General features: G+C 35.5%; 18 protein-coding genes and 5 tRNA genes. 7 read left to right on the top strand and 16 right to left on the bottom strand.

Annotated elements, in window-relative coordinates; all coding sequences use genetic code 11:
* Nucleotides 1-178 precede the first annotated feature (178 nt).
* On the top strand, nucleotides 179-1,723 hold the full coding sequence (gene nhaB, locus JEP36_RS10115; RefSeq protein WP_109373573.1) for a sodium/proton antiporter NhaB: 1,545 nt from the start codon (nucleotides 179-181) through the stop codon (nucleotides 1,721-1,723).
* Between the two features lie 178 nt (nucleotides 1,724-1,901).
* Nucleotides 1,902-2,426 carry a disulfide bond formation protein DsbB gene (gene dsbB, locus JEP36_RS10110; protein ID WP_109373574.1) on the top strand — a complete coding sequence of 175 codons (525 nt, stop codon included), beginning with the start codon at nucleotides 1,902-1,904 and terminating at the stop codon, nucleotides 2,424-2,426.
* Nucleotides 2,427-2,510: 84 nt separating this feature from the next.
* Here dsbB and JEP36_RS10105 read toward each other — a convergent pair whose 3' ends face one another.
* The 5 genes from JEP36_RS10105 to JEP36_RS10085 all read right to left on the bottom strand — a co-directional run bounded on the left by JEP36_RS10105 (nucleotide 2,511) and on the right by JEP36_RS10085 (nucleotide 6,454).
* The gene (locus tag JEP36_RS10105) at nucleotides 2,511-2,819 is read right to left on the bottom strand and encodes a putative hemolysin (protein WP_198619915.1); all 309 of its coding nucleotides are present in this window, start codon (nucleotides 2,817-2,819) and stop codon (nucleotides 2,511-2,513) included.
* Between the two features lie 33 nt (nucleotides 2,820-2,852).
* Nucleotides 2,853-3,185: an SMR family transporter gene (locus tag JEP36_RS10100; protein ID WP_023581949.1), complete on the bottom strand. Its 333-nt coding sequence runs from the start codon at nucleotides 3,183-3,185 to the stop codon at nucleotides 2,853-2,855.
* A gap of 134 nt (nucleotides 3,186-3,319) precedes the next feature.
* Complete coding sequence (locus JEP36_RS10095; RefSeq protein ID WP_198630155.1) at nucleotides 3,320-4,549, bottom strand: sugar transporter; 1,230 nt, start codon at nucleotides 4,547-4,549, stop codon at nucleotides 3,320-3,322.
* A 460-nt stretch (nucleotides 4,550-5,009) separates the two neighbouring features.
* The gene (locus JEP36_RS10090) at nucleotides 5,010-5,429 is read right to left on the bottom strand and encodes a hypothetical protein (protein WP_198619913.1); all 420 of its coding nucleotides are present in this window, start codon (nucleotides 5,427-5,429) and stop codon (nucleotides 5,010-5,012) included.
* Nucleotides 5,430-5,668: 239 nt separating this feature from the next.
* The gene (locus tag JEP36_RS10085) at nucleotides 5,669-6,454 is read right to left on the bottom strand and encodes a class I SAM-dependent methyltransferase (protein WP_232805439.1); all 786 of its coding nucleotides are present in this window, start codon (nucleotides 6,452-6,454) and stop codon (nucleotides 5,669-5,671) included.
* A gap of 289 nt (nucleotides 6,455-6,743) precedes the next feature.
* Here JEP36_RS10085 and copM point away from each other — a divergent pair, with 289 nt between their 5' ends.
* From copM to JEP36_RS10065, 4 genes are all read left to right on the top strand, one after another.
* Nucleotides 6,744-7,115 carry a CopM family metallochaperone gene (copM, locus tag JEP36_RS10080; protein ID WP_109373579.1) on the top strand — a complete coding sequence of 124 codons (372 nt, stop codon included), beginning with the start codon at nucleotides 6,744-6,746 and terminating at the stop codon, nucleotides 7,113-7,115.
* Nucleotides 7,116-7,282: 167 nt separating this feature from the next.
* Entirely contained in the window at nucleotides 7,283-8,194 is a 912-nt protein-coding gene (locus tag JEP36_RS10075) for an AraC family transcriptional regulator (RefSeq protein ID WP_198619912.1), read from the top strand.
* 228 nt (nucleotides 8,195-8,422) lie between these two features.
* The gene (locus tag JEP36_RS10070) at nucleotides 8,423-9,592 is read left to right on the top strand and encodes an iron-containing alcohol dehydrogenase (RefSeq protein ID WP_198619911.1); all 1,170 of its coding nucleotides are present in this window, start codon (nucleotides 8,423-8,425) and stop codon (nucleotides 9,590-9,592) included.
* A gap of 295 nt (nucleotides 9,593-9,887) precedes the next feature.
* Nucleotides 9,888-10,919 carry a glycosyltransferase family 9 protein gene (locus tag JEP36_RS10065; protein ID WP_198630154.1) on the top strand — a complete coding sequence of 344 codons (1,032 nt, stop codon included), beginning with the start codon at nucleotides 9,888-9,890 and terminating at the stop codon, nucleotides 10,917-10,919.
* 192 nt (nucleotides 10,920-11,111) lie between these two features.
* On the opposite strand, the gene JEP36_RS10060 is transcribed toward JEP36_RS10065, so the two are convergent.
* The 10 genes from JEP36_RS10060 to JEP36_RS10015 form a co-directional block, all read right to left on the bottom strand.
* A tRNA-Leu gene (locus tag JEP36_RS10060) sits at nucleotides 11,112-11,198 on the bottom strand.
* Nucleotides 11,199-11,369: 171 nt separating this feature from the next.
* Nucleotides 11,370-11,456: transfer RNA gene (locus tag JEP36_RS10055), tRNA-Leu, on the bottom strand.
* Between the two features lie 133 nt (nucleotides 11,457-11,589).
* Nucleotides 11,590-11,676, bottom strand: a tRNA-Leu gene (locus JEP36_RS10050).
* Between the two features lie 5 nt (nucleotides 11,677-11,681).
* Nucleotides 11,682-11,755: transfer RNA gene (locus JEP36_RS10045), tRNA-Cys, on the bottom strand.
* A 25-nt stretch (nucleotides 11,756-11,780) separates the two neighbouring features.
* Nucleotides 11,781-11,856, bottom strand: a tRNA-Gly gene (locus tag JEP36_RS10040).
* 141 nt (nucleotides 11,857-11,997) lie between these two features.
* Nucleotides 11,998-12,546, bottom strand: coding sequence for a CDP-diacylglycerol--glycerol-3-phosphate 3-phosphatidyltransferase (gene pgsA / locus JEP36_RS10035; RefSeq protein WP_075674025.1), 549 nt, complete (start codon nucleotides 12,544-12,546; stop codon nucleotides 11,998-12,000).
* 55 nt (nucleotides 12,547-12,601) lie between these two features.
* Nucleotides 12,602-14,434, bottom strand: coding sequence for an excinuclease ABC subunit UvrC (uvrC, locus tag JEP36_RS10030; RefSeq protein ID WP_196574360.1), 1,833 nt, complete (start codon nucleotides 14,432-14,434; stop codon nucleotides 12,602-12,604).
* A complete protein-coding gene (locus JEP36_RS10025) occupies nucleotides 14,418-15,077 on the bottom strand; it encodes a LuxR C-terminal-related transcriptional regulator (RefSeq protein ID WP_198619909.1) in 660 nt (219 codons plus the stop codon). The genes uvrC and JEP36_RS10025 overlap by 17 nt, the downstream gene beginning before the upstream one ends.
* Nucleotides 15,078-15,294: 217 nt before the next feature.
* The gene (locus JEP36_RS10020) at nucleotides 15,295-15,699 is read right to left on the bottom strand and encodes a GFA family protein (RefSeq protein ID WP_198630153.1); all 405 of its coding nucleotides are present in this window, start codon (nucleotides 15,697-15,699) and stop codon (nucleotides 15,295-15,297) included.
* 104 nt (nucleotides 15,700-15,803) lie between these two features.
* Nucleotides 15,804-18,863, bottom strand: a complete 3,060-nt coding sequence (locus JEP36_RS10015) for a DUF2339 domain-containing protein (protein WP_198630152.1) — start codon at nucleotides 18,861-18,863, stop codon at nucleotides 15,804-15,806.
* A 206-nt stretch (nucleotides 18,864-19,069) separates the two neighbouring features.
* Between JEP36_RS10015 and glpX the strand changes: the two genes are divergently transcribed.
* A complete protein-coding gene (glpX, locus tag JEP36_RS10010; RefSeq protein WP_160230428.1) occupies nucleotides 19,070-20,050 on the top strand; it encodes a class II fructose-bisphosphatase in 981 nt (326 codons plus the stop codon).
* Between the two features lie 109 nt (nucleotides 20,051-20,159).
* Here the strand turns inward: glpX and JEP36_RS10005 are convergent, their stop codons facing one another.
* Nucleotides 20,160-21,191 carry a methylphosphonate esterase gene (locus JEP36_RS10005; RefSeq protein ID WP_075674019.1) on the bottom strand — a complete coding sequence of 344 codons (1,032 nt, stop codon included), beginning with the start codon at nucleotides 21,189-21,191 and terminating at the stop codon, nucleotides 20,160-20,162.
* Between the last annotated feature and the right edge of the window lie 10 nt (nucleotides 21,192-21,201).

Here is a 21,201-nt window from a genome sequence, read left to right as displayed (position 1 = left end):
AATGCGTAATTTTGATATAGCTCAACCATCATTAAATAGTGAATGGCATCATAAAACTTGATGTAGCTTTATCAATTTATTATTACTGAGGCGCTTAATTTCACAGCGATTAGCGCGTACTATGGTTAAATTGCGCATCATTGCGCTTAAAATCTCTATTTGGAGGATGAGAAACCTAATGGATATGAGTATAAGACAAGCACTACTAAAGAACTTTATGGGGAATTCCCCAGATTGGTATAAGCTTGCTATTCTTACTTTTTTAATTATCAACCCACTGATTTTTTTCTTTGTTGACCCTTTTGTCGCCGGTTGGCTATTAGTTGTAGAATTTATTTTTACACTGGCTATGGCGCTAAAGTGTTACCCGTTACAACCCGGAGGATTACTTGCTATTGAGGCCGTCATCATTGGTATGACTAGCCCAAAACAGATTGGTCATGAAATTGCCAACAACCTTGAAGTGATTTTGCTTCTTGTCTTTATGGTTGCAGGTATCTATTTTATGAAGCAATTATTACTGTTTGCTTTTACTAAACTGCTGTTATCCATTCGCTCTAAACGAATGTTGTCTATTGCCTTTTGCTTCGCAAGTGCATTTTTATCTGCCTTTTTAGATGCTTTAACCGTTATCGCGGTTGTAATCAGTGTCTCTCTCGGTTTCTATTCTATTTATCATAATTTCGCTTCTAACCAATCAGGTGCAGAATTAAATAATGATGGATTTATTGATACCGCAGAAAAAAAACAAACTTTAGAACAATTCCGTGCTTTTTTACGTAGCTTAATGATGCATGCGGGTGTTGGTACTGCATTAGGTGGCGTAATGACCATGGTTGGTGAACCACAAAACCTTATTATTGCAAAACATTTAGAGTGGGATTTTGTGACCTTCTTTATCAGAATGTCACCTGTCACTATTCCTGTTTTCTTTGCTGGCCTTGCAGTGTGCTACCTTGTAGAACGCTTTAAGCTCTTTGGTTATGGTGCTGAATTACCTGATTTAGTTCGTAAAGTTCTCACTGAATACGATAAGAAAAACAGTGAAAAACGCACTTCTCAAGAAAAAGCACAACTGATGATCCAAGCATTAATTGGTATTTGGTTGATTGTTGCTTTAGCGCTCCATTTAGCAGAAGTCGGTATTATCGGTTTATCTGTTATTATTCTTGCCACTGCATTTTGTGGGATCACAGAAGAACACGCTCTTGGTAAAGCATTTGAAGAAGCCTTACCTTTCACTGCGTTATTGACTGTTTTCTTCTCTATTGTTGCTGTTATTATTGATCAACAATTATTTGGCCCTATTATTCAGTTTGTTCTTCAAGCTTCAGAATCCTCACAACTGTCTCTTTTTTACCTCTTTAATGGTCTACTATCTGCTATTTCAGATAACGTGTTTGTGGGTACGGTTTATATCAGTGAAGCTTTAACAGCATTGCAAAATGGATTAATTAGCCAATCACAATATGAACATATTGGTGTTGCTATTAATACAGGTACAAACTTACCTTCTGTTGCGACGCCAAATGGTCAAGCCGCATTCCTGTTCTTATTAACATCAGCATTATCACCACTTATCCGTTTATCATATGGTCGTATGGTGATAATGGCACTGCCATATACAATTGTAATGACATTGCTTGGTTTACTGGCTGTTGAATTTTGGCTTGTTCCTGCAACACACTGGTTTTATGAAATTGGTTTAGTTGCTATTCCATAACAATAGATCCACAGTTACACCACATAAATAGGACTTTTATTTGATAAAAGTCCTATTTTTTTCATTAAAATAAGCTTGAATGTAAATATTTGTGAAATAACAGGTTTTAACTTTTTTTGCGCTTGATTTTTGGGCAGAATAGGCACTTATTTTATTTAATATTTAAATGGATATTATTATGCTGACTTCTCTTCGTCACTGGTCACAAAGCCGTTTTTCATGGCTGTTGCTCGCATTAACAGCAATAGGTCTTGAAGGTGCTGCATTGTATTTTCAGTACGGAATGGAATTAATGCCTTGCGTAATGTGCGTCTATCAACGTATCGCGGTATTAGGGATCTTAGTTGCTGCATTGATTGGGGCATCTGCACCTAAAATGGCTCTTATGCGTATGGCGGGTAGTTTCTTATGGATTTATTCTGCATACCGAGGAATTGAACTAGCTTGGGAGCATACACAACTTATTCTGAATCCATCACCTTTTGCAACCTGTGATTTCTTTGTCACTTTACCTTCTTGGTTTGCCCTGCAAGATTGGTTCCCTTCTGTATTCCAAGCAACCGGTGATTGCTCTGTCAGCCAATGGCAATTCTTAACTTTAGAAATGCCACAATGGATGCTTATTATTTTCTCTGCTTATTTTGTTGTAGGTTTATTAGTATTAATGAGCCAAATAACAAGTTCTTTTAAGACAAAAGAATAAAAAAGAAAATAGCCTTTAGCGATAAACTAAAGGCTATTTTTATAATAGAGAAATGGTGATTCAGCATTCAACCCCAAATAAGCTTTAACCTGGAATGCAAGCCCCTTCTATTAAAGCTTGTTCACTACAACGCTTACCATTAGCAAATTGACACACTGGCGTTTGACCGCCATGCAATTCATAGTTTAAAGAAGGCACACCACCTGAAAAGACACAGGTTGCCTTGGCTGATTCTTCTAAGGGAATATCAAGGCTGGTTGTCGGTATCGTTCGACTTTTACTAACCATTTGTGTAGATGAATATTGTGTCTGCGCTGAATTACTGCATCCTGCAATAAAAGCAAAGCTAGTCAACATAATAAGATAACAAGCTGTTTTAAATTTCTTTTGCATCAAAGACACCCTAATTTATTCCAGTTATTCCTATTAGTGTGAAGCACTTTTTGAAAGTAGATTTATAACTAAAACACCAGCAATAATTAAAGTCATACCAACAATGGCAGGTAAATCGAGTTTTTGTTGATAAAGAAATACTGCTGCAACAGAGACTAAAACTATCCCTAATCCACTCCATATTGCATAAGCAATACCTAATGGCATAACTCTTACCACTTGAGAAAGTGCCCAAAAAGAAAGACAGTAACCAATGACGACTACAATAGATGGATATAATCGGCTAAAACCATCAGAAGCTTTCAGCATTGTTGTCGCAATGACTTCAGATATAATTGCCAACATTAAGTAAGTTAATCCATTCATTTTTTCGCCTTAATCCTATACAAAGTCAATTTTGTGAATTCTATCACAAGCGAGATTACGGATATTCATCTACAACAAATAAAAAAGGCACTCTTCCTATTGAATAAGTGCCTTTATATCGTAGAAATACTTATTTAGTGTTGATGAAGTTGATTCCTTTGGCGGGGTTCCCCGCCCATAGCAACACGATAACGATTAAAGATAAAACCACACCAAACCGCTGCAATAATACTTAATATTGTTCCTGCATAGCCAATGTTTGTCATACCAGCATGTAAAATAACCTGATTACCAATCAATGCTCCAGCACCAATACCGATATTAAAAATACCAGAATAAATAGACATAGCGATATCTGTTGCATCAGGTGCTAAATCAATCACTTTCACCTGCATTCCTAGCCCAATACACATAAATCCAATACCCCAAAATATAATCAGCACAATAAATGCGGTTAGATTCTGGCTACTGATCATTAATAAGCTTAAACAAACAGTAAGCAATATTAAGGCTGAAAATAAGAATGATGTTGGCATTTTGGTGCTATAACGACTAAATAACACGCTACCAATGATACCGGCTCCACCAAAAATCAATAACACCAACGTAGCAAAATTCTGATCCAGATTTGCAATATCAACCACAAAAGGCTCGATATAACTATACGCTGTAAAATGCGCCGTTACGGCAATAACCGTTAATAGAAAGATCCCCATGAGTGGGCCGCGCTTTAATAACATAGGCACACTTTTTAGTGATCCTGAATGCTCACTTGGTAATAAAGGTAAATAACGCATTAATGCAAACATAGTAATTAAGGCTAATATCCCAATGCCCATAAATGTTGCACGCCATCCTAACCACTGTCCAACAACACGACCAATAGGTAAACCTAATACTGTTGCAAGTGCTGTTCCTGTTGCTAATAAACCTAATGCCTGAGCGCGTTTACCAGCAGGTGCTACTCTAATAGCTAGTGATGCAGTAATAGACCAAAATACTGCATGAGAAAAAGCGACACCAATACGCCCTGCTATCAGTGATTTAAAATCCCATGCCACACCAGATAAAATATGACTTAAAATAAAGAGTATAAATAAAATAATAAGTAACTTACGTCGCTCAACTTTACTTGTCATTATCATTAAAGGCAGAGACATTAAAGCAACAACCCAAGCATATATCGTGATCATTAAACCTGTTTGAGCTGGGAGCATACCAAAGCTTTCAGAAATATCACTTAACAATGCAACAGGAACAAATTCTGTTGTATTAAAAACGAAAGCCGCGAATGATAATATTATTACCCTGATCCACGCTGTTTGTCGGCTAACTTCATTTACGTTTGATGCTGCGATATTCATAATTGATTGATATTTTCTTAAATTATATTGATATATATGCCATGCTTTTGATAGAAGCTTTTGTCTGATTTGCTTTTCTTACTTGCGCTAAAATTGATTTATTAGATTGAAAATAAAAAATAGTATTAAAAATAAAAACACATTTCGTTAGAAACAAAAAATAAACCAAATTATCACCAAATCTCACTGCTAAAGCGAATCAGCTATCAATTTTAGCATATTCGTATCGCGATTTTAAATCCCCTTGGCAACTTCTTTTTAACGTTAACATAATCTTTTAATAGTAAGATTGTAGATATAAATGCCCTATTGCTACTTTATGGTAAAGAATAAAAATATACTCTTTTCAAGAAAAATATATCGCATATTCATTGAATTAAGTTAAGAGATACTAATTTAATAACCGAAAATAATCTTACTGTTGGATAAAAGATAAATAAAAATAGAAAGGATATTAAGATTACTGACTCAAGTCAGTAATAACTTGAATTGCTTGCTCGCAAGCAATATTTTTCGTAGGTGATGTCGAACCATCAAAAGCATTTTTGATAGTTGAAATTTGTTCTTTTGCTGGTCGTGATAGCGTTAAATTTCCATTAGAAAGTGCTTTTTCAACATCATTTAGCTTTTCAGCTAACTGCTGACAACTTCCATTATTATCTTTAGATTGATAAATAGCCATAAGCGTATCGCGTTTTGCTTCTACGGTAGAAAGCGTTTTACGTACTGTTGATGACGAATTTTCAATCAATTCACGGCTTTCACTCCAAAACTCAGTGGTATTTTCTTTAATGACAGATACTATGATAATAGCGACAAGAATAGCCAACATAATAGTCAGCGATAATATCCCTCCTGCAATAATAAGTATCTGTTTCATATTAAACTCCACATATCAATCATATCTGTTTTAATATTTATTTTTTAATGCTTATTTTTAATGCTTATTTTTAATATATATAGTTAAAATAAATCAGGTTCAATCTGGATTACGATTCTTTTTATTTTTTACATTTTATTACGGAGGTATACAGTTCTATTTATTCTTATTAATAGAAAAACAAGCACCTAGTTTTACCTAGGTGCCATTAAATGATATATAAGCTTTTCTTGATGGAATTATTTTTTAGAGCAACACGCAATATAATTTAAAATATGCCGATTTTCTCTAAAAAAACGAAACATTGATAAGAAGCGTGGCCTATTTTGCTTATTTGCCAATCCATTTTTAATTATCTTAGCTGTTCTAAATAAACCTTCATCACGAATTAAACCAATAGGTGACATTAAACTCATGTTGCCAGATTTTATTTTTACTTCTGAGAAACCAATATTAATAAATAAATCATGCCACTCTTGCTTAAACATTGGTGCTACATTTGATTTCACTACACCGATTAATTTATCTCTATTAACATCATCATTTTTCTTCATAATATCATGAGTTAATAATAAACCACCGGGTTTTAAAACACGGTAATACTCTTTTACTAGCTTTGTTTTGGCTTTATCTGCATACATTGTCAACATTGCTTCATTTATAACAATATCAAACGTATTATCAGGAAAAGGCAAAGATAACGCATTGGCTTTGGTTAATTGAATCAAATGTGATAATTGTGCTTTATCAACATTATTCTGTGCATGAGCTAAAGCATTATCATCCATATCGACAGCAATAATATGGCAACCATATTCCTTAGCAATTTCAATTGAAGTTGTCGCCATATTACAAGCAATCTCAAGAACATGGCTTGATGATGTAAAATGTGCGTTATTAATCAACCAATCAGATGCCTCTACACCGCCGGGTCTTAAACGTGTTTTCCCTAAACTTGCTAAAAAGGTATGTCCTGCTTTTGAGTGCTCTTGAGACATAGACTGCGCTGTAGTTTGATTATCCATATAGCTCGCCTTAAAGTTGTATTAATAATGCAACTTTATAATAAAATACATTAAATGGGAATAGTTATCATTACTTTTCTATCTTTTATAAAGAAATTCTGAGTGTATAAAGAGATATGAAATTGAATTTAGGGATATAACCAATTGAAATAAAATGGGTTAAAAAGGCTATTTTGTAATTACGTCATTAAAGGTAAAGAACATTAAACTTTGAATAACAACATTGACCTTCCCCTAGGGGGAATCTTTAGAGTAATAACAATTACACGATAAATTAAAGGAAACTGTTATGAAAAAGATTTTACCTACTGCTGTTATTTTAATGAGTGCTATCTCTTTTGGTGCAATGGCAAACAATACACACATGAACATGAATATGGATACACCTCATAACAGTTCGCCAATGCAAAAAGAACTCAATGATTCCATGAATAAGATGCATGCCGATATGGCAAAAGGGATGAATACCGATAATGCAGATGTCGCTTTTGCTGATGGCATGATTGCCCACCATTTAGGCGCTATTGATATGGCTAAGATTGAGTTGAAATACGGTACTGATCCTGAAATGCGTAAACTAGCTCAGGCTATTATTGATGCGCAAGGCCCTGAAATAGAACAAATGCAAAAATGGTTAGAAAAAAATAAAACCAATAAATAATATATTCATAAGGCTGTGATTTATTAGGCACAGCCTATCTTATTTTTGATGTTTACTTTCCAGATTTCTTATTAAATATACGTCAAATAATTTTCTAATATTCATCTCATACATTATAATTTTGCGACGACGACAATATTAATCGCTTTATCCCGTATGGAGTCCATATGAATAAATTAGAAAACATGGCGTTATTAACTCAAAAACTAGCCATGCAGATTGAAAAATGGACTCATGATACTAATCAATTTGAAACTCAAATTCCGGGATTAACGCTGACACACTGGACTTCTCCTACACCAATTACCAGCCATACTCACAAATCAGGAATATGTTTAATTGCCCAAGGTGAAAAGAGAGTGATCTTAGGAGAAGAAAGCTTTATTTATGATGCCAACCATTTTTTAATTTCTTCAATAGAACTCCCAGTTATGGCAAATATTATGAAAGCCAGCAACGAGAAACCTTTTTTAGGGCTAGTTATGGAGTTAGATCTGCAAGAAATATCGCAACTCATCGTTGATAGTGAATTAACATTTAACTCAGATTTAAATGCTCAAAAAGGAATTGCTGTTGGCAAATTATCAGAACCTTTAGTCAATGCCTTTATTCGCTTGCTCACTCTTCTTGATGAGCCTGATAGTATTAAAATTCTTGCTCCAGGTATAAAGCGTGAGATTTTTTATCGTCTACTTATTACAGAGCAAGGTGAACGATTGAATCAAATCGTCACAGCAGGTAGTCATAGTCATCAAATAGCTAAAGCGATTGATTGGTTAAAAAGTAATTATATAAAACCATTAAATATCAGTGAATTGGCTTCATGTTCTGGAATGAGCAAATCTGCTTTTTATACTCATTTTAAAACAATGACATCAATGACTCCGCTTCAATTCCAAAAAAAATTACGACTCAGTGAAGCCCGTCGATTAATGTTAACTGAAAATTTAGGTGCAACGACAACCACTTTCCGAGTTGGTTATGAAAGCCCTTCTCAATTTAGTCGTGAATATAGTCGATTATTCGGAGCTCCACCAGCAACAGACATTAAGTTGCTTAAAGAAACGGATCATATTTAACCGTTATAAATGCTCTTGTTCTTTCTCTAAGCTGATTTATATTATTCACAATCATCATTTTAGTTTTTTGGAAAAATAGGCAAGAGACTAAGAAGATCAGACATTCATTTCTAAATGCGAAAGCGATAGCATTTTCCTCAACAATTAATCTGTCTCTATCTTATTTGAAGTTAAAAAATACATTAGGCTTTAATTAGATAGTCTTTAATCTGGCAAAAGGATATCAAAATGCAACTCGATTTCTCTTACTATAATCCAACCACCATTCATTTTGGTAAGAATTCTCTTGCTAAATTAAATGATGAATTATCACATTATGGCGAAACAGTTATGCTGATGTATGGCCGTAACGCGATTAAATCAAATGGGCTCTATGATGAGGTTATAACCATACTCCGTCATGCAGGTAAAAACATTGTTGAGTTATCAGGCGTTATGCCAAACCCAACTTATAAAAAAATGATGGAAGGTGCTCAGCTAGTTCGCGAACACAATGTCAGTTTGATATTAGCGGTCGGTGGTGGCTCCGTTATCGATTGTGCGAAAGGCATTTCCATTTCGGCTTATTGTGAAAATGAAGATCCTTTCCAAAAATACTGGGTTGAATACCAAGATGTGACAAATAAAATTGTTCCTGTCGCATCAATTCTTACCATGGTAGGCACAGGCTCTGAAATGAATGGTGGTTCAGTTATTACCCATGAAGAGACTAAATATAAAATTGGACGTGCATTTCCTGCAAATGTATTTCCTAAGTTCTCGATTTTAAACCCAGAATATACTTTTTCTGTTTCTCAGTATCAGATGGTAAGTGGTGTTTTTGACACTATGTCGCATTTGATGGAGCAATATTTTTCTGATGAAGGTGCAAATACAACCGATTATTTAATTGAAAGTTTATTAAAATCTTCGATTGATAATTTACGTATCGCACTAAAAAATCCAACAGATTACGAAGCCAGAAGTAATCTTATGTGGAATGCAACACTTGCATTAAATACCCTCACAGGATTATCAAAAACACAAGATTGGCAAGTTCATATGATTGAACATCAATTAGGGGCTTATACAGACTGTGCACATGGAATGGGACTCGCAGCGATTTCTCTACCTTATTATCGTTTTATCTATAAGTTTGGTATTGAAAAATTTGTACGATTTGCAACTCAAGTATGGGGAATTTCCGCAGAAGGAAAAACGCAAGATCAAATTGCCCTTGAAGGTATTGATGCACTAGAACGTTTCACAAAGGAATGCGGCATTATTACATCATTAGAAGCCTTAGGTGCAACAAGAGAAATGCTTCCTGAGATTGCACAATCAACCACAATTATTGGTAGAGGCTATCAAAAGCTAACCTCTAAAGATGTACTCGATATTTTGGAAGCGTGTTTTTAATTACCCGTAAATGGCATTATAAACATAGTCTTAGTTACTAAAGATAAATTTTATATTAAGACATATAACAAATACGATGATTATCTAAAAAATAGTCATCGTATTATCAATAGTACAGCCTTTGAGCTTATCTTCTTCTCATTTCCTATCCCTATCCCAAAAGCAGATTAATTCCCTGATAAAGATGCCTCTACATATCGAATCGCTTATAATCATAAATATACAATATGATTACTGCTGAAGTCATACTCATCAGCAATGAATTTCTCTCATTCGAATATACATAAATCTAATTATGCCTAAAATATTAATAATACAAAGAGATAACATTGGTGATTTAATACTTACAACACCATTAATTGACTCTCTTGCCCATGAATATAATACAAAAATAGATCTGCTCGTAAACTCTTACAATCAAGCCATCCTAGAAGGCAACCCTTCTGTTGGAAATGTACATATTTACAGTAAATTACATCATAAAAAATCAGGACAATCATCCCTAAAACTTATTCTAAGTCGCTTGAAAATTATTTTTGATATGCGTCGTCAGCATTATGATATCGCAATTGTTGCTCGTGACCATTGGGCCAAAAGAGCATTACAATGGGCAAAATTATCAGGTGCTAAGCGTATTATCGCTATTGGCAATGACGCGCCTTCAGCAGTGACAGATCCTATTCCAACGCCGTCTAACAAAGGCCATATCGCTGAGTTGTTCTGTCAACTAGCCCATCCTCTTGGAATAGAGAAAAAAGCTGGCCCTTTAAAATTGTATGTCAAAGATGAAGAGATCTCTGCAATTCGTCAACGCATTAAAATAACTGAAAATGTTCCTATTTACGGCTTACAAATCAGTTCACGTAAACCACAACAACGTTGGCAAGCAGAAAAATTTATCGAGTTAGCACACCAATTAACACAACGTGAAAAATGCCACATTCTTCTCTTTTGGTCGCCAGGAAGCAACGACAATAAACAGCACCCCGGTGATGATGAAAAAGCACAGTTTATCCTTGAACAGTGCAAAGATATCCCTATTACGCCAGTACCTACGCAAAATCTTAGAGAATTAATGGCTGGTATGTCTTTATGTGATCAGATGCTAACCAGCGATGGTGGTGCATTACATATTTCAGTGGGTGTTGGTGTGCCGACAGTAGCGATGTTTGGTAATAGTGATGCTGATTTTTGGGGTCCATGGCATATTGCCAGTGAAGTACTGAAGGCACCTGAAGATAATGTAGGGCTTCTTACGGTAGACGATGTATTGACTCGTTTTATTATACTAAGAGATCGAGTCATTGCTTTAAATACAAAGAGTTAATTGCCAAACACTAATACAAAAAACATTAAATATAAATCACCTTATTGCTACACCTGATAAGGTGATTTTTTATTTTATACCCATCGAGTTGATAAAATCATATTTAAGTAGCAATAAAATAATATATTCAATTTGATTTTTACTTTTTATGATCAAAAAAAAACGGACCTTATTAAGGTCCGCTTTTTTATATGGTGCCCAGGGCGGGACTTGAACCCGCACAGCCTTACAGCCGAGGGATTTTAAATCCCTTGTGTCTACCGATTTCACCACCTGGGCTAAATTGTATTTACTTGTCACACTTAATACTTGTTTATCAAACAAGATAGATAACAAATAAATTTAAAGCATTTACTTCTAAAACAGCTAACTTTAGTTTTTTGCTTTTCTCTCACTAACTTGTTGCTAGAGGAAGAAAAAACGGACCCAAGTTAAGGTCCGCTATTTATATGGTGCCCAGGGCGGGACTTGAACCCGCACAGCCTTACAGCCGAGGGATTTTAAATCCCTTGTGTCTACCGATTTCACCACCTGGGCTAAATTCTGTGGTGCGTCCGTAAATCCTTATTACTAAGATAGATACTGGCATGGACGACTTATTACTTATTTACTTCTCAATGCCATTTACAATGGACTTTCTTTTTGCACCAAACTCTTTATCTTAAAGAGATGGTGCCCAGGGCGGGACTTGAACCCGCACAGCCTTACAGCCGAGGGATTTTAAATCCCTTGTGTCTACCGATTTCACCACCTGGGCATTAATGGAGGCGCGTCCCGGAATCGAACCGAGGTACACGGATTTGCAATCCGCTGCATGACCACTCTGCCAACGCGCCTCAACTACTCAATCTCATAAGAGATTGGAGCGGGAAACGAGACTCGAACTCGCGACCCCAACCTTGGCAAGGTTGTGCTCTACCAACTGAGCTATTCCCGCATTACCGAACTTGCTGATTTACTTATTTATTTCTGTAAACCGTTGTGCCTTTCGATGCGTTGCATTCTACTGATTTCCTGAATCTAGTCAACACTATATTTGCATCTTTTTGACTGTTCGGTGAATTTTCAGTCATTTCGATCAACCTTCGCGCAAATCTGACCACGCAGCGCTCAAATATTGAAACATTGACCAGAAAGTCAGCACTGTTGCGATATATAATAAAGCGAATCCAAACCATTCTGCTTCAACAGTAGGACGCCATAATAACACAACAAGCGATCCCATTTGTGCGGTCGTCTTCACTTTTCCTATCCAAGAAACTGCAACACTGTTACGTTTCCCTAATTCAGCCATCCATTCTCTTAATGAAGAAATAATAATTTCACGAGCAATCATTGTTGCTGCAGGTAAGGTTATCCACCACTCATGATAGTACTCAGTAATTAAAACAAGTGCTGTTGCAACCATTACTTTATCCGCTACTGGATCAAGAAAAGCTCCGAAGCGGGTAGTTTGTTTCCATCTACGTGCTAAAAAACCATCAAACCAGTCTGTTGCAGCTGCTACCATAAAAATAATAGCGCAAACTAATGGAGCATCTTTGAATGGTAAATAAAACACCAAAACAAAGAATGGGATTAGAGCGACACGAAATAGAGTTAGCCAAGTTGGGATATTTAGTTGCATAGCGTTCTACACGACCTAGAAAAGTGAGAGTTATTAATATGGTGCATCAATACACTTAGTGTTTCAACGCATTAAAAATTTTTTCTGCTAATGCCGTCGAAATTGTGGGGACTTTTGCAATTTCTTCAACACTTGCATCTCGTAAAGCTTGTAGCCCTCCCATATATTTCAACAACATTTGACGACGTTTGGGCCCTACGCCTTCAATAGACTCCAGCGAACTGGTATTTTTTACTTTTGCTCTACGTTGACGATGTCCCGTTATTGCATGACGATGGGATTCATCACGAATATGTTGGATCAAATGTAACGCAGGTGAATCAGAAGGTAACGCCATTCCTTCACCTTCAGGCACAAAAAACAAAGTTTCAAGCCCTGCTTTACGATCACTTCCTTTTGCGACACCAATTAATTTCGGGTGTGATTTGTCCCAATCAACATTAAGAGAATCAAATACCTCTATTGCTTGTGCTAATTGCCCTTTACCACCATCGATAAAGATAACATCTGGAACCTTACTGTCTTCTAATGATTTACCATAACGTCGAGTAAGCACTTGATTCATCGCCGCATAATCATCACCAGGAGTAATACCACTAATATTATAGCGCCTATATTCAGATTTTAATGGGCCATTCATGTCAAATACTACACATGAAGCCACAGTTTGCTCTCCCATAGTGTGACTAATATCAAAACATTCCATTCGTTTTATCTCTTTCATATCAAGAAGAGACATCAAAGAGGTATAACGCTGTGAAATTGTCGATTGCTCGACTTGTTTTGAAGCCAATGCCGTTGCCGCATTTGTTCTAGCTAATTTCAAATAGCGCGCCCTATCACCACGCGGTTTTGTTTGAATTTGAATTTTTCGACCTGCAATTGAAGATATAGATTCAGAAAGAATGGCTTTATCTTCTAAATCAAAATCGAGCAAAATTTCACTTGGTAAAGTACGAATTGCACTGCCTTGTAAATAAAATTGACCAATAAAAGTCTGAACAACTTCATCGATTGAGGTATTTGCAGGAACTTTAGGAAAATAACTCCGACTACCTAACACTTTACCTTGACGGAAAAAGAGAACATAAACACAAGCAATCGCACCATTAAAAGCAACACTGATCACATCAAGATCATCACCAATATTGGCAACAAATTGTTTTTCTGTTACTTGCCTTACCGCTTGAATTTGATCACGAATGCGAGCGGCCTCTTCAAAACGTAATTCTTGGCTAGCTCCTTCCATACGTTTAACCAATCCATCAATAACTTGCGTATCATCACCTGAAAGAAAAAGTCGCACATAATTAACTTGTTGGGCATATTCTTCATCAGAAACATAACCTTTTACGCAAGGTGCAAGGCAACGCCCAATTTGATATTGCAAACAAGGTCTTGAACGATTGCGATAAACACTGTCTTCGCATTGACGAATAGGAAACAATTTTTGCATTAATGCTAAGGTTTCTCTTACTGCAAAGGAGTTAGGAAAAGGTCCAAAATATTCCCCTTTCGCATGTTTTGCGCCACGGTAGCTAGCAAGTCTGGGGTGTTTATCACCGCTTAAATAGATATAAGGATAGGATTTATCATCTCGCAACAACACATTATAGCGAGGCTGATAACGCTGAATGTAGCTGTGTTCAAGCAATAAAGCTTCCGTTTCTGTATGGGTGATCGTGACATCAATATTTGCAATGCACTTCACTAAAGCTTCAGTTTTACGGCTATTTACCTGTGTACGAAAATAGCTTGAAAGCCTTTTTTTCAGATCTTTAGCTTTGCCGACATAGATTACTGTGTCTGTTGCATCATACATCCGATACACACCTGGTTTATCTGTGACTCGGCTTAAGAATGCTTTGGCGTCAAATTTGTCTTCCACTTTGTAAATGACTCTCTATCTCAATTAACCCATAACGTATTGCTATATGTGTTAATTCTACATCACCTGAAATTTTAAGTTTACTAAACATTCGGTAACGATAGCTATTTACTGTTTTTGTATTAATATTCAACTCACTTGCGATTTGTGTGATTTTCTTCCCTCTAATGATCATCGACATAATCTGCAATTCTCGTTCAGACAGATGATGTAAAGGATTTAATTCTTGCTGTAATTTTGTTAGTGCGATTTCCATCGCTAACTCTTGGCTTATATACCGTTGACCGATACAAACCTGTCGGATAGCTTGCAGAATATTTTCACAAGAAGTATCAGCTACAATAAAACCTTCAATACCCAATTGAAGAAGTGTTATTGATAATATTGAATCTGTTTTTGGTGAAATAACAATAATTTTAATTGATAAAGATGATCGCTTTATTCTTTTTATAGAATCAATTAATGAGACTGAAGGTGCTGAATAAATAATAATAAGATTAACTGAAAATTGTCGGCAATAACGAAATGCATCATTTTCATTATTCACCACCTTTCGGATATTAATTTTTTTAATCTGGCTAAGAAGTGTTTTTATTCCCAAGCTAAATATTTCAACTCGACTTATTATCAATGTATTTATCAATAACTTTTTCCTTTTAAATTACACCATAACAAAGAACATTAAATCAATTCTTCACAGGCGTGAATACAAACATCATACTATAATAAGAAAATAGCAACCCAGCGCTTCCTTTATATTACATTAATATTTATTTAATGAAATAAAATAATAAAAAAGACTCATGTAGAAAAGAGTCTTTAAAAAATAAAAAAAATATAAAAAACTAATAAATGAAATGTTATTTATTGAACATATTCATAATATCTTGTTCTGTTAGCATGGGCGTTTTTTCTACAAAATTATAATAATTAGGTTTGCTATCTATATAAATTTGCATTGTCAGTTTACTTTCTTTTGCATCGGGGAATAATCCTGCTGATACATAGTAAGTATGGGTTTCTTTTAGATGATAAAAAAGATGAGAACCACAATGCTTACAAAATGCTCGTTCTCCCCATAAAGATGAATCATAACGTGTTATATTTTCTTCACCTTCAATCTTCAAATCTGATTTACAATCAATTGAAAAACCAGGGTCACCATTCCAACGCAAACACATACTGCAATGACAAACGCTGAGTGCAGAGATATCTTGCGCTGTCGATAGCTTAACCTTGCCACATAAACATTGACCTTGATGCATTGATACTCTCCTCTTCTTTAGATCATGAAATCATGCATTAATCACTTAAGATTATATGCATGATTTAATTTCAAAGATCAATAAAACGCACATGTAAAAAACGTCTATACTTTTGTATTTTCTCTTTGCTTTTTAGGTGGCAATGGTGAGAAATACCCAATTAATAAAATCAGTATTGCAACACCAATGAAGGCCAATGCTCTGAGCAACCCACTACTTAATGATGTATCAATTAGGAAAAGTTTAGCGATAACTACGGCCAACAGTACGCCACCAATAAACCATTGTGAACGTAACTTCTTACGTGTCGCCATCACCATAGTCACTAACGCAGTAATTGCCCAAATAATGGCTAATACTGTTTGGATAACTTTGGAATTAATTATTGCATAACTCGACCAATCAATATCTGTTGCAAAGACTAGTCCTCTTAATAAAATACCGTTTGCCCACCAGAAAATCATAGCTGGAATAATGTAATTAAATATAATCAAGTTATTTTTCAATAATATTTGATATTTAGGTGACTGTTTTATTACTAATATAAATTTATAGCCAACCCATATTCCAATAACTCCCATTAGATCCATTAAGTTAAATAATGGAATAAATTTAACTCCACTTTCAGTGCCGTCATTAAAGTTTGCAAAGATTAAAGAAAGTGCCAGTAAACCTAAAACAGGAAAAGTGACTACCCAATAAGCATTTTGGTACTCTTTTATCCAATCAACTTTCATTGCTAGTATATAGCTTATTGCAATAAATAAACTTATAACAAAAATTACGCTTGCAAAATGTAAACTCACATAAAGGTACGTAACATCCATTAACCAAATAATTTCAGTAAATAAGAATAGAACAATAAAGATAAGGTGCATACTGTGGATCAATGCTTTATTTATCCTTTGTTTCGGCAATAACGTATTTACCTTAAGCAAGTAAAAACCACTCGCAAAAACTGCTATCCAGATAATCGCACTTAACCAATTATCAATTAACGAGCCTGCAAGATAGATGTACACCAACATAATAAGCGCTGACATCGGCCATAATAAAATAGAACAACTAGCCAACTCAGAAAATTGGGCTTTCTTCCCAGCAAAGAACATGCCCCAACAGCTAATAAGAATAAAAGCAAAGGTAATGGATTTTACTTCTGGAGAAAGCCAATGTTCGCCATATTCTTGTAGAAGTAAAACGCTATATCCCCAACTTACAGCAGAAATAAATAGTGTTACATATCCAATAGTTCGATTATCAAGATTAATAAATTGTGCTCGATACCACAGTACTGCGACGGCAAATACAACGATGACTTGTGTTACAAGCATTAGCCAATCGCCTAGCGAGATAACAGGCATGTTAAATAATAAAACAGAGGAAACCGCAACTAAAATAGTCCCTGCAATCGCAGGTTTCTTTTGCTGCTGTAAAACAGAAAATGCAAGGATCATTACCCCTTCAATTGCCCATACAATCGATGTCCATTCAGCAGAGAATGCAAATGGTACGGCTAAAGTAGCAAAGGTGACAGATAGCATAAAGAAGGCAATTGCCAGTAATTTGCCCTCTTCACGATAACGCTTAAGTGCAAACCAACTTAGTGCGAAATAAGCTAATCCATAAAGTGATGAAGCAATAGCAACACCATATGGCCATTCAGAAGCTAATCGATGTTGGAAGATAAAACCAATTAATGGCGTACCAAATAGTAATGTGGCATCAAAAGGAATATTAAGTTTCAGTTTATTTTTTAATGTTGAAAGTTCCGTTGCAACACCAAAAATCAACCAATTTGCAATTAAAAATAGCTGGCAAGGTAAATAATCAGCATGGGTGTAATTTGGTATTGCCCATATAAAAGCAATACCAAAAGTAAATGCAAAACCAATAAGATTTAATAAACGCCAAACTTGCCAATGGCTGATAATAAGAATACCAATTGAAAGAATAAGATAATAGCTAAACAATGCAACATAATTGCCACTACCCGTAGACAATAATACAGGTGCTAAATAACCACCAAGTGAAGCTAATATAGCTAAACTAATAGCCCGATGAATAACTGCCAAACTTACACTAACCAAACAGATAAACACCATAATAGCGAGAGCAATGCTAATAGGAATAAAATCATAAATTTTAGTCGCAGCAAAAATAGTAATGTAAAACCCACCAATGCCGCCACCTTGCAAAATTAATGCATATATCAGGTTTTTCTTTCTAAGCCACCAGCCAATACCTAATAACGCTAAGCATCCTGTTCCCGCCATCATTAAACGTGTTGATGCTGAGACAAGCTCATTCTCAATACTATATTTAAGTAAATAAGACAGACCAAAAAAGAGTAATAACATCCCTATTTTAGCCAGCGGATTTCCTGTTACTACCCAATTCCAAATAAGCCCCAAGATCGATTTCTGTTGACGTTTTGGACGAGGGTTTAAATTAGGTCTATATTGCGATGCAGGTCTATTTGCTTGAGGTGTAGCATTTCCTAAATTACCTGTTTCAGATCCTGCAAGGCTTGCACTTGCCATATTAGCTCTATTTTCGGCAAGCAGATCTGATGTTGATTTAACAGATGTTTGTTTTGCCTCTTGTTGGTAATGATGGGCAAAACGACTTGTTGCTATCTTAGGTTGATAAGGCTCAGCTCCTTTAGGTGTAGGGGCTGTTGATATTTCTGGCTGATCAGGTTGTTTGTTTTCAAAGTTAATATTATTAACCATAGAAGATTGAACAATTGGATTTTCTTCTTTAGGAGAAACTTTATTAAATGCTGTTTCTTGTGATGCTTGTGCATATTGAGATACAGGCGCGTCTTTATTTTCCGCCTGATTTTTCACATGTTCTGTTGTGTTAATAGGTTCAACTGTTTTAGGTTGATAAGTTGAAGCAGTTGAAATCGTTGATTGAGGCTCTTTTTTTATATCACAAGAGAAATCCTTAACTTCGCTTTTCTGAGCGTCAAGCTCTGTGCGAATATCCGCAGCGTTATCTTTACTTAATAACTTAAATAATTTCTCTTGTTGTTCAGTAAGTTTTTCTTCAAGCTGTTTAATTCGATGTAACAATGAGTTGCTATTTGTATAAGCGTGATATTGCCAATACAAAGATACCACGACAAATATTGTAACGATAAGCACCAAAAAGTCATCCATAAACCTAATCCTTTTGCGTTAAGCATCACATGCTTTTAATCTCTTAACCTTAGTTATACTTTAATTTTCACAGATTTATCTTAGTTTATTCCTAAATAACCTATTTCGAGAACTCTTGATTTAAACCTAGCACATAATTTCGAAAAAAAGGTATGATCGGCAACCTATCTTAATCTTCCATTTATATCGCAAAACACACTCATAATATGAAATTAAATGACGAATTAACTAATGCTATCGCTTCTGTAACAGAAGCCGCAGCTATTGCAGCAATGCCTTGGATTGGAAAACAAAATAAAAATGCAGCAGATGATGCTGCTGTCAGTGCTATGCGTGAACGTTTGAATAACCTGAATATCAATGGTGAAATAGTCATTGGTGAAGGTGAAATAGATGAAGCACCTATGCTCTATATTGGCGAAAAAGTAGGTAATGGGAAAGGCGATAAAATAGAAATCGCGGTTGATCCAATTGACGGTACTCGCATGGTCGCTACGGGTGAAAATAATTCCCTAGCCATTTTAGCCGCAGGCTTTGAAGGCAGTTTTTTACAAGCTCCCGACATGTATATGGAAAAATTAATTGTGGGTAAGCAAGCTGCTGGTGTGATTGATCTTAACCATTGCCTTGAATATAACCTTGATGCGATTGCACAAACATTAAATAAATCTATTGAGCAGTTAACTCTCGCTATTTTAGATAAACCGCGTCACCACGATATTATTAACGATCTACGCGCTAAAGGTATTAATGTTATTACACTACCTGATGGTGATGTTCTAGCCTCTTTATATGCCACAATGCCTAATAACAGTATTGATGTTATGTATGGTATTGGTGGAGCACCTGAAGGCGTAATTAGTGCAGCTATCGCTAAGGCATTAGGTGGTGATATGCAAGCACGTTTAATTACTCGTGATATTGCAAAAGGAAATAGTGCAGAAAATAGAGAATATGCCGTTTCTGAAATTGCTCGTTGTCATAAAATGGGTACTGATGTAAATATTAAATTGTCATTAGACACATTAGTACGTAACCAAGATGTTATGTTTGCCGCAACCGCGATTACCAAAGGTGATTTCTTATCTGGTGTTAATCAACAAGCTCAATATCTACAAACACATTCTTTAGTAATTAATGGTTCAACACACTCATTACGTTATATTGAAAATTATCATTTACGTTAATGCTTAAATTTGTCTTCGTTTCCTTGAGACATAAAAAAGCGGCACCTTATTAAGATGCCGCTAAATTTACTTCAAGGGGTATATTTATTGTTATTTATTCACTTCAGATTTAAGCCAACAAATTGGCTGGATTCTCAACACATAATTTTTTGATAATAGATTTATCAATGCCACGTTGAGCCAATAATGAAAGGAATACATTAGGAACAAATCCCCAGCCATTCCCCCCATTTTTCGCCCACATCTGTTTTAAAAACACATCATGGCTTAATACAATTTGGCTACCATAACCTCGTTCAATTAAAGTTGCGACAGCTTCTACGGTATCCATAACACTTGGTGCCGCACCCTCTTTAGGGAAAGAGATATCCAGACCAATCATATCAAATTCAAGCCAAACACCGCGATCTAACATTTTGCATTGATAATCAATATCTTTACCTGATGGATCAGAATGTGCCAATGAAATCTTAGCGGGATTACATCCCATTTCTGTTAATAGAATATCTAAAACTTCATCACCACGACGTTGCCAACCTGGCATATGAATATTCATCGAAGCATGAGGATTACTGTTTTGTGCAATAGCGGCGGCACGTAGGCTATTTTTCTCACCATCTGTAAAGAATGGAGAAACACCAATTTCACCAATCATACCTGCACGAATATCAGTACCATCAATACCTACATTCAATTCATCATCAATGATTTTTGCCATTGCATCAATATCATCAGCCAGCCGTTCTCCTTCAAACTTTTCAATATAAAGTCCTGAAGAAGCTACAACATTAATACCTGTTATTTCTGCAACTTGTCTTAGTTTTCTAATATCACGTCCAATGGATGAAGAGCCTGTTGCATCAACAATTGTTCTTCCACCTAACTCTTTGAAGTTATTTAATTCAAAAATAACATCTTCGATTGGTTTTTTATCCATATTATCGCAACAACAATATGGATCGTATTTAAGTCCCCACTGAATATCTGCACTCACTTTTTTATCAACTAACACATGCGAGAATTCATAAAAAGGTTCATCAACAACACCTGAGAGATCATTAAAGAGGTGTTCATGGGGCAATGTTAGCCCCATATCTTCTTTTTTCACGGGGCCAGTTACGGTTTGAATATAACCTTTCATTACGATACTC

The organism is Proteus sp. PR00208 (assembly GCF_016238545.1).
GTDB lineage: Bacteria > Pseudomonadota > Gammaproteobacteria > Enterobacterales > Enterobacteriaceae > Proteus.
This window is presented reverse-complemented; position numbering and strand designations above follow the sequence as displayed.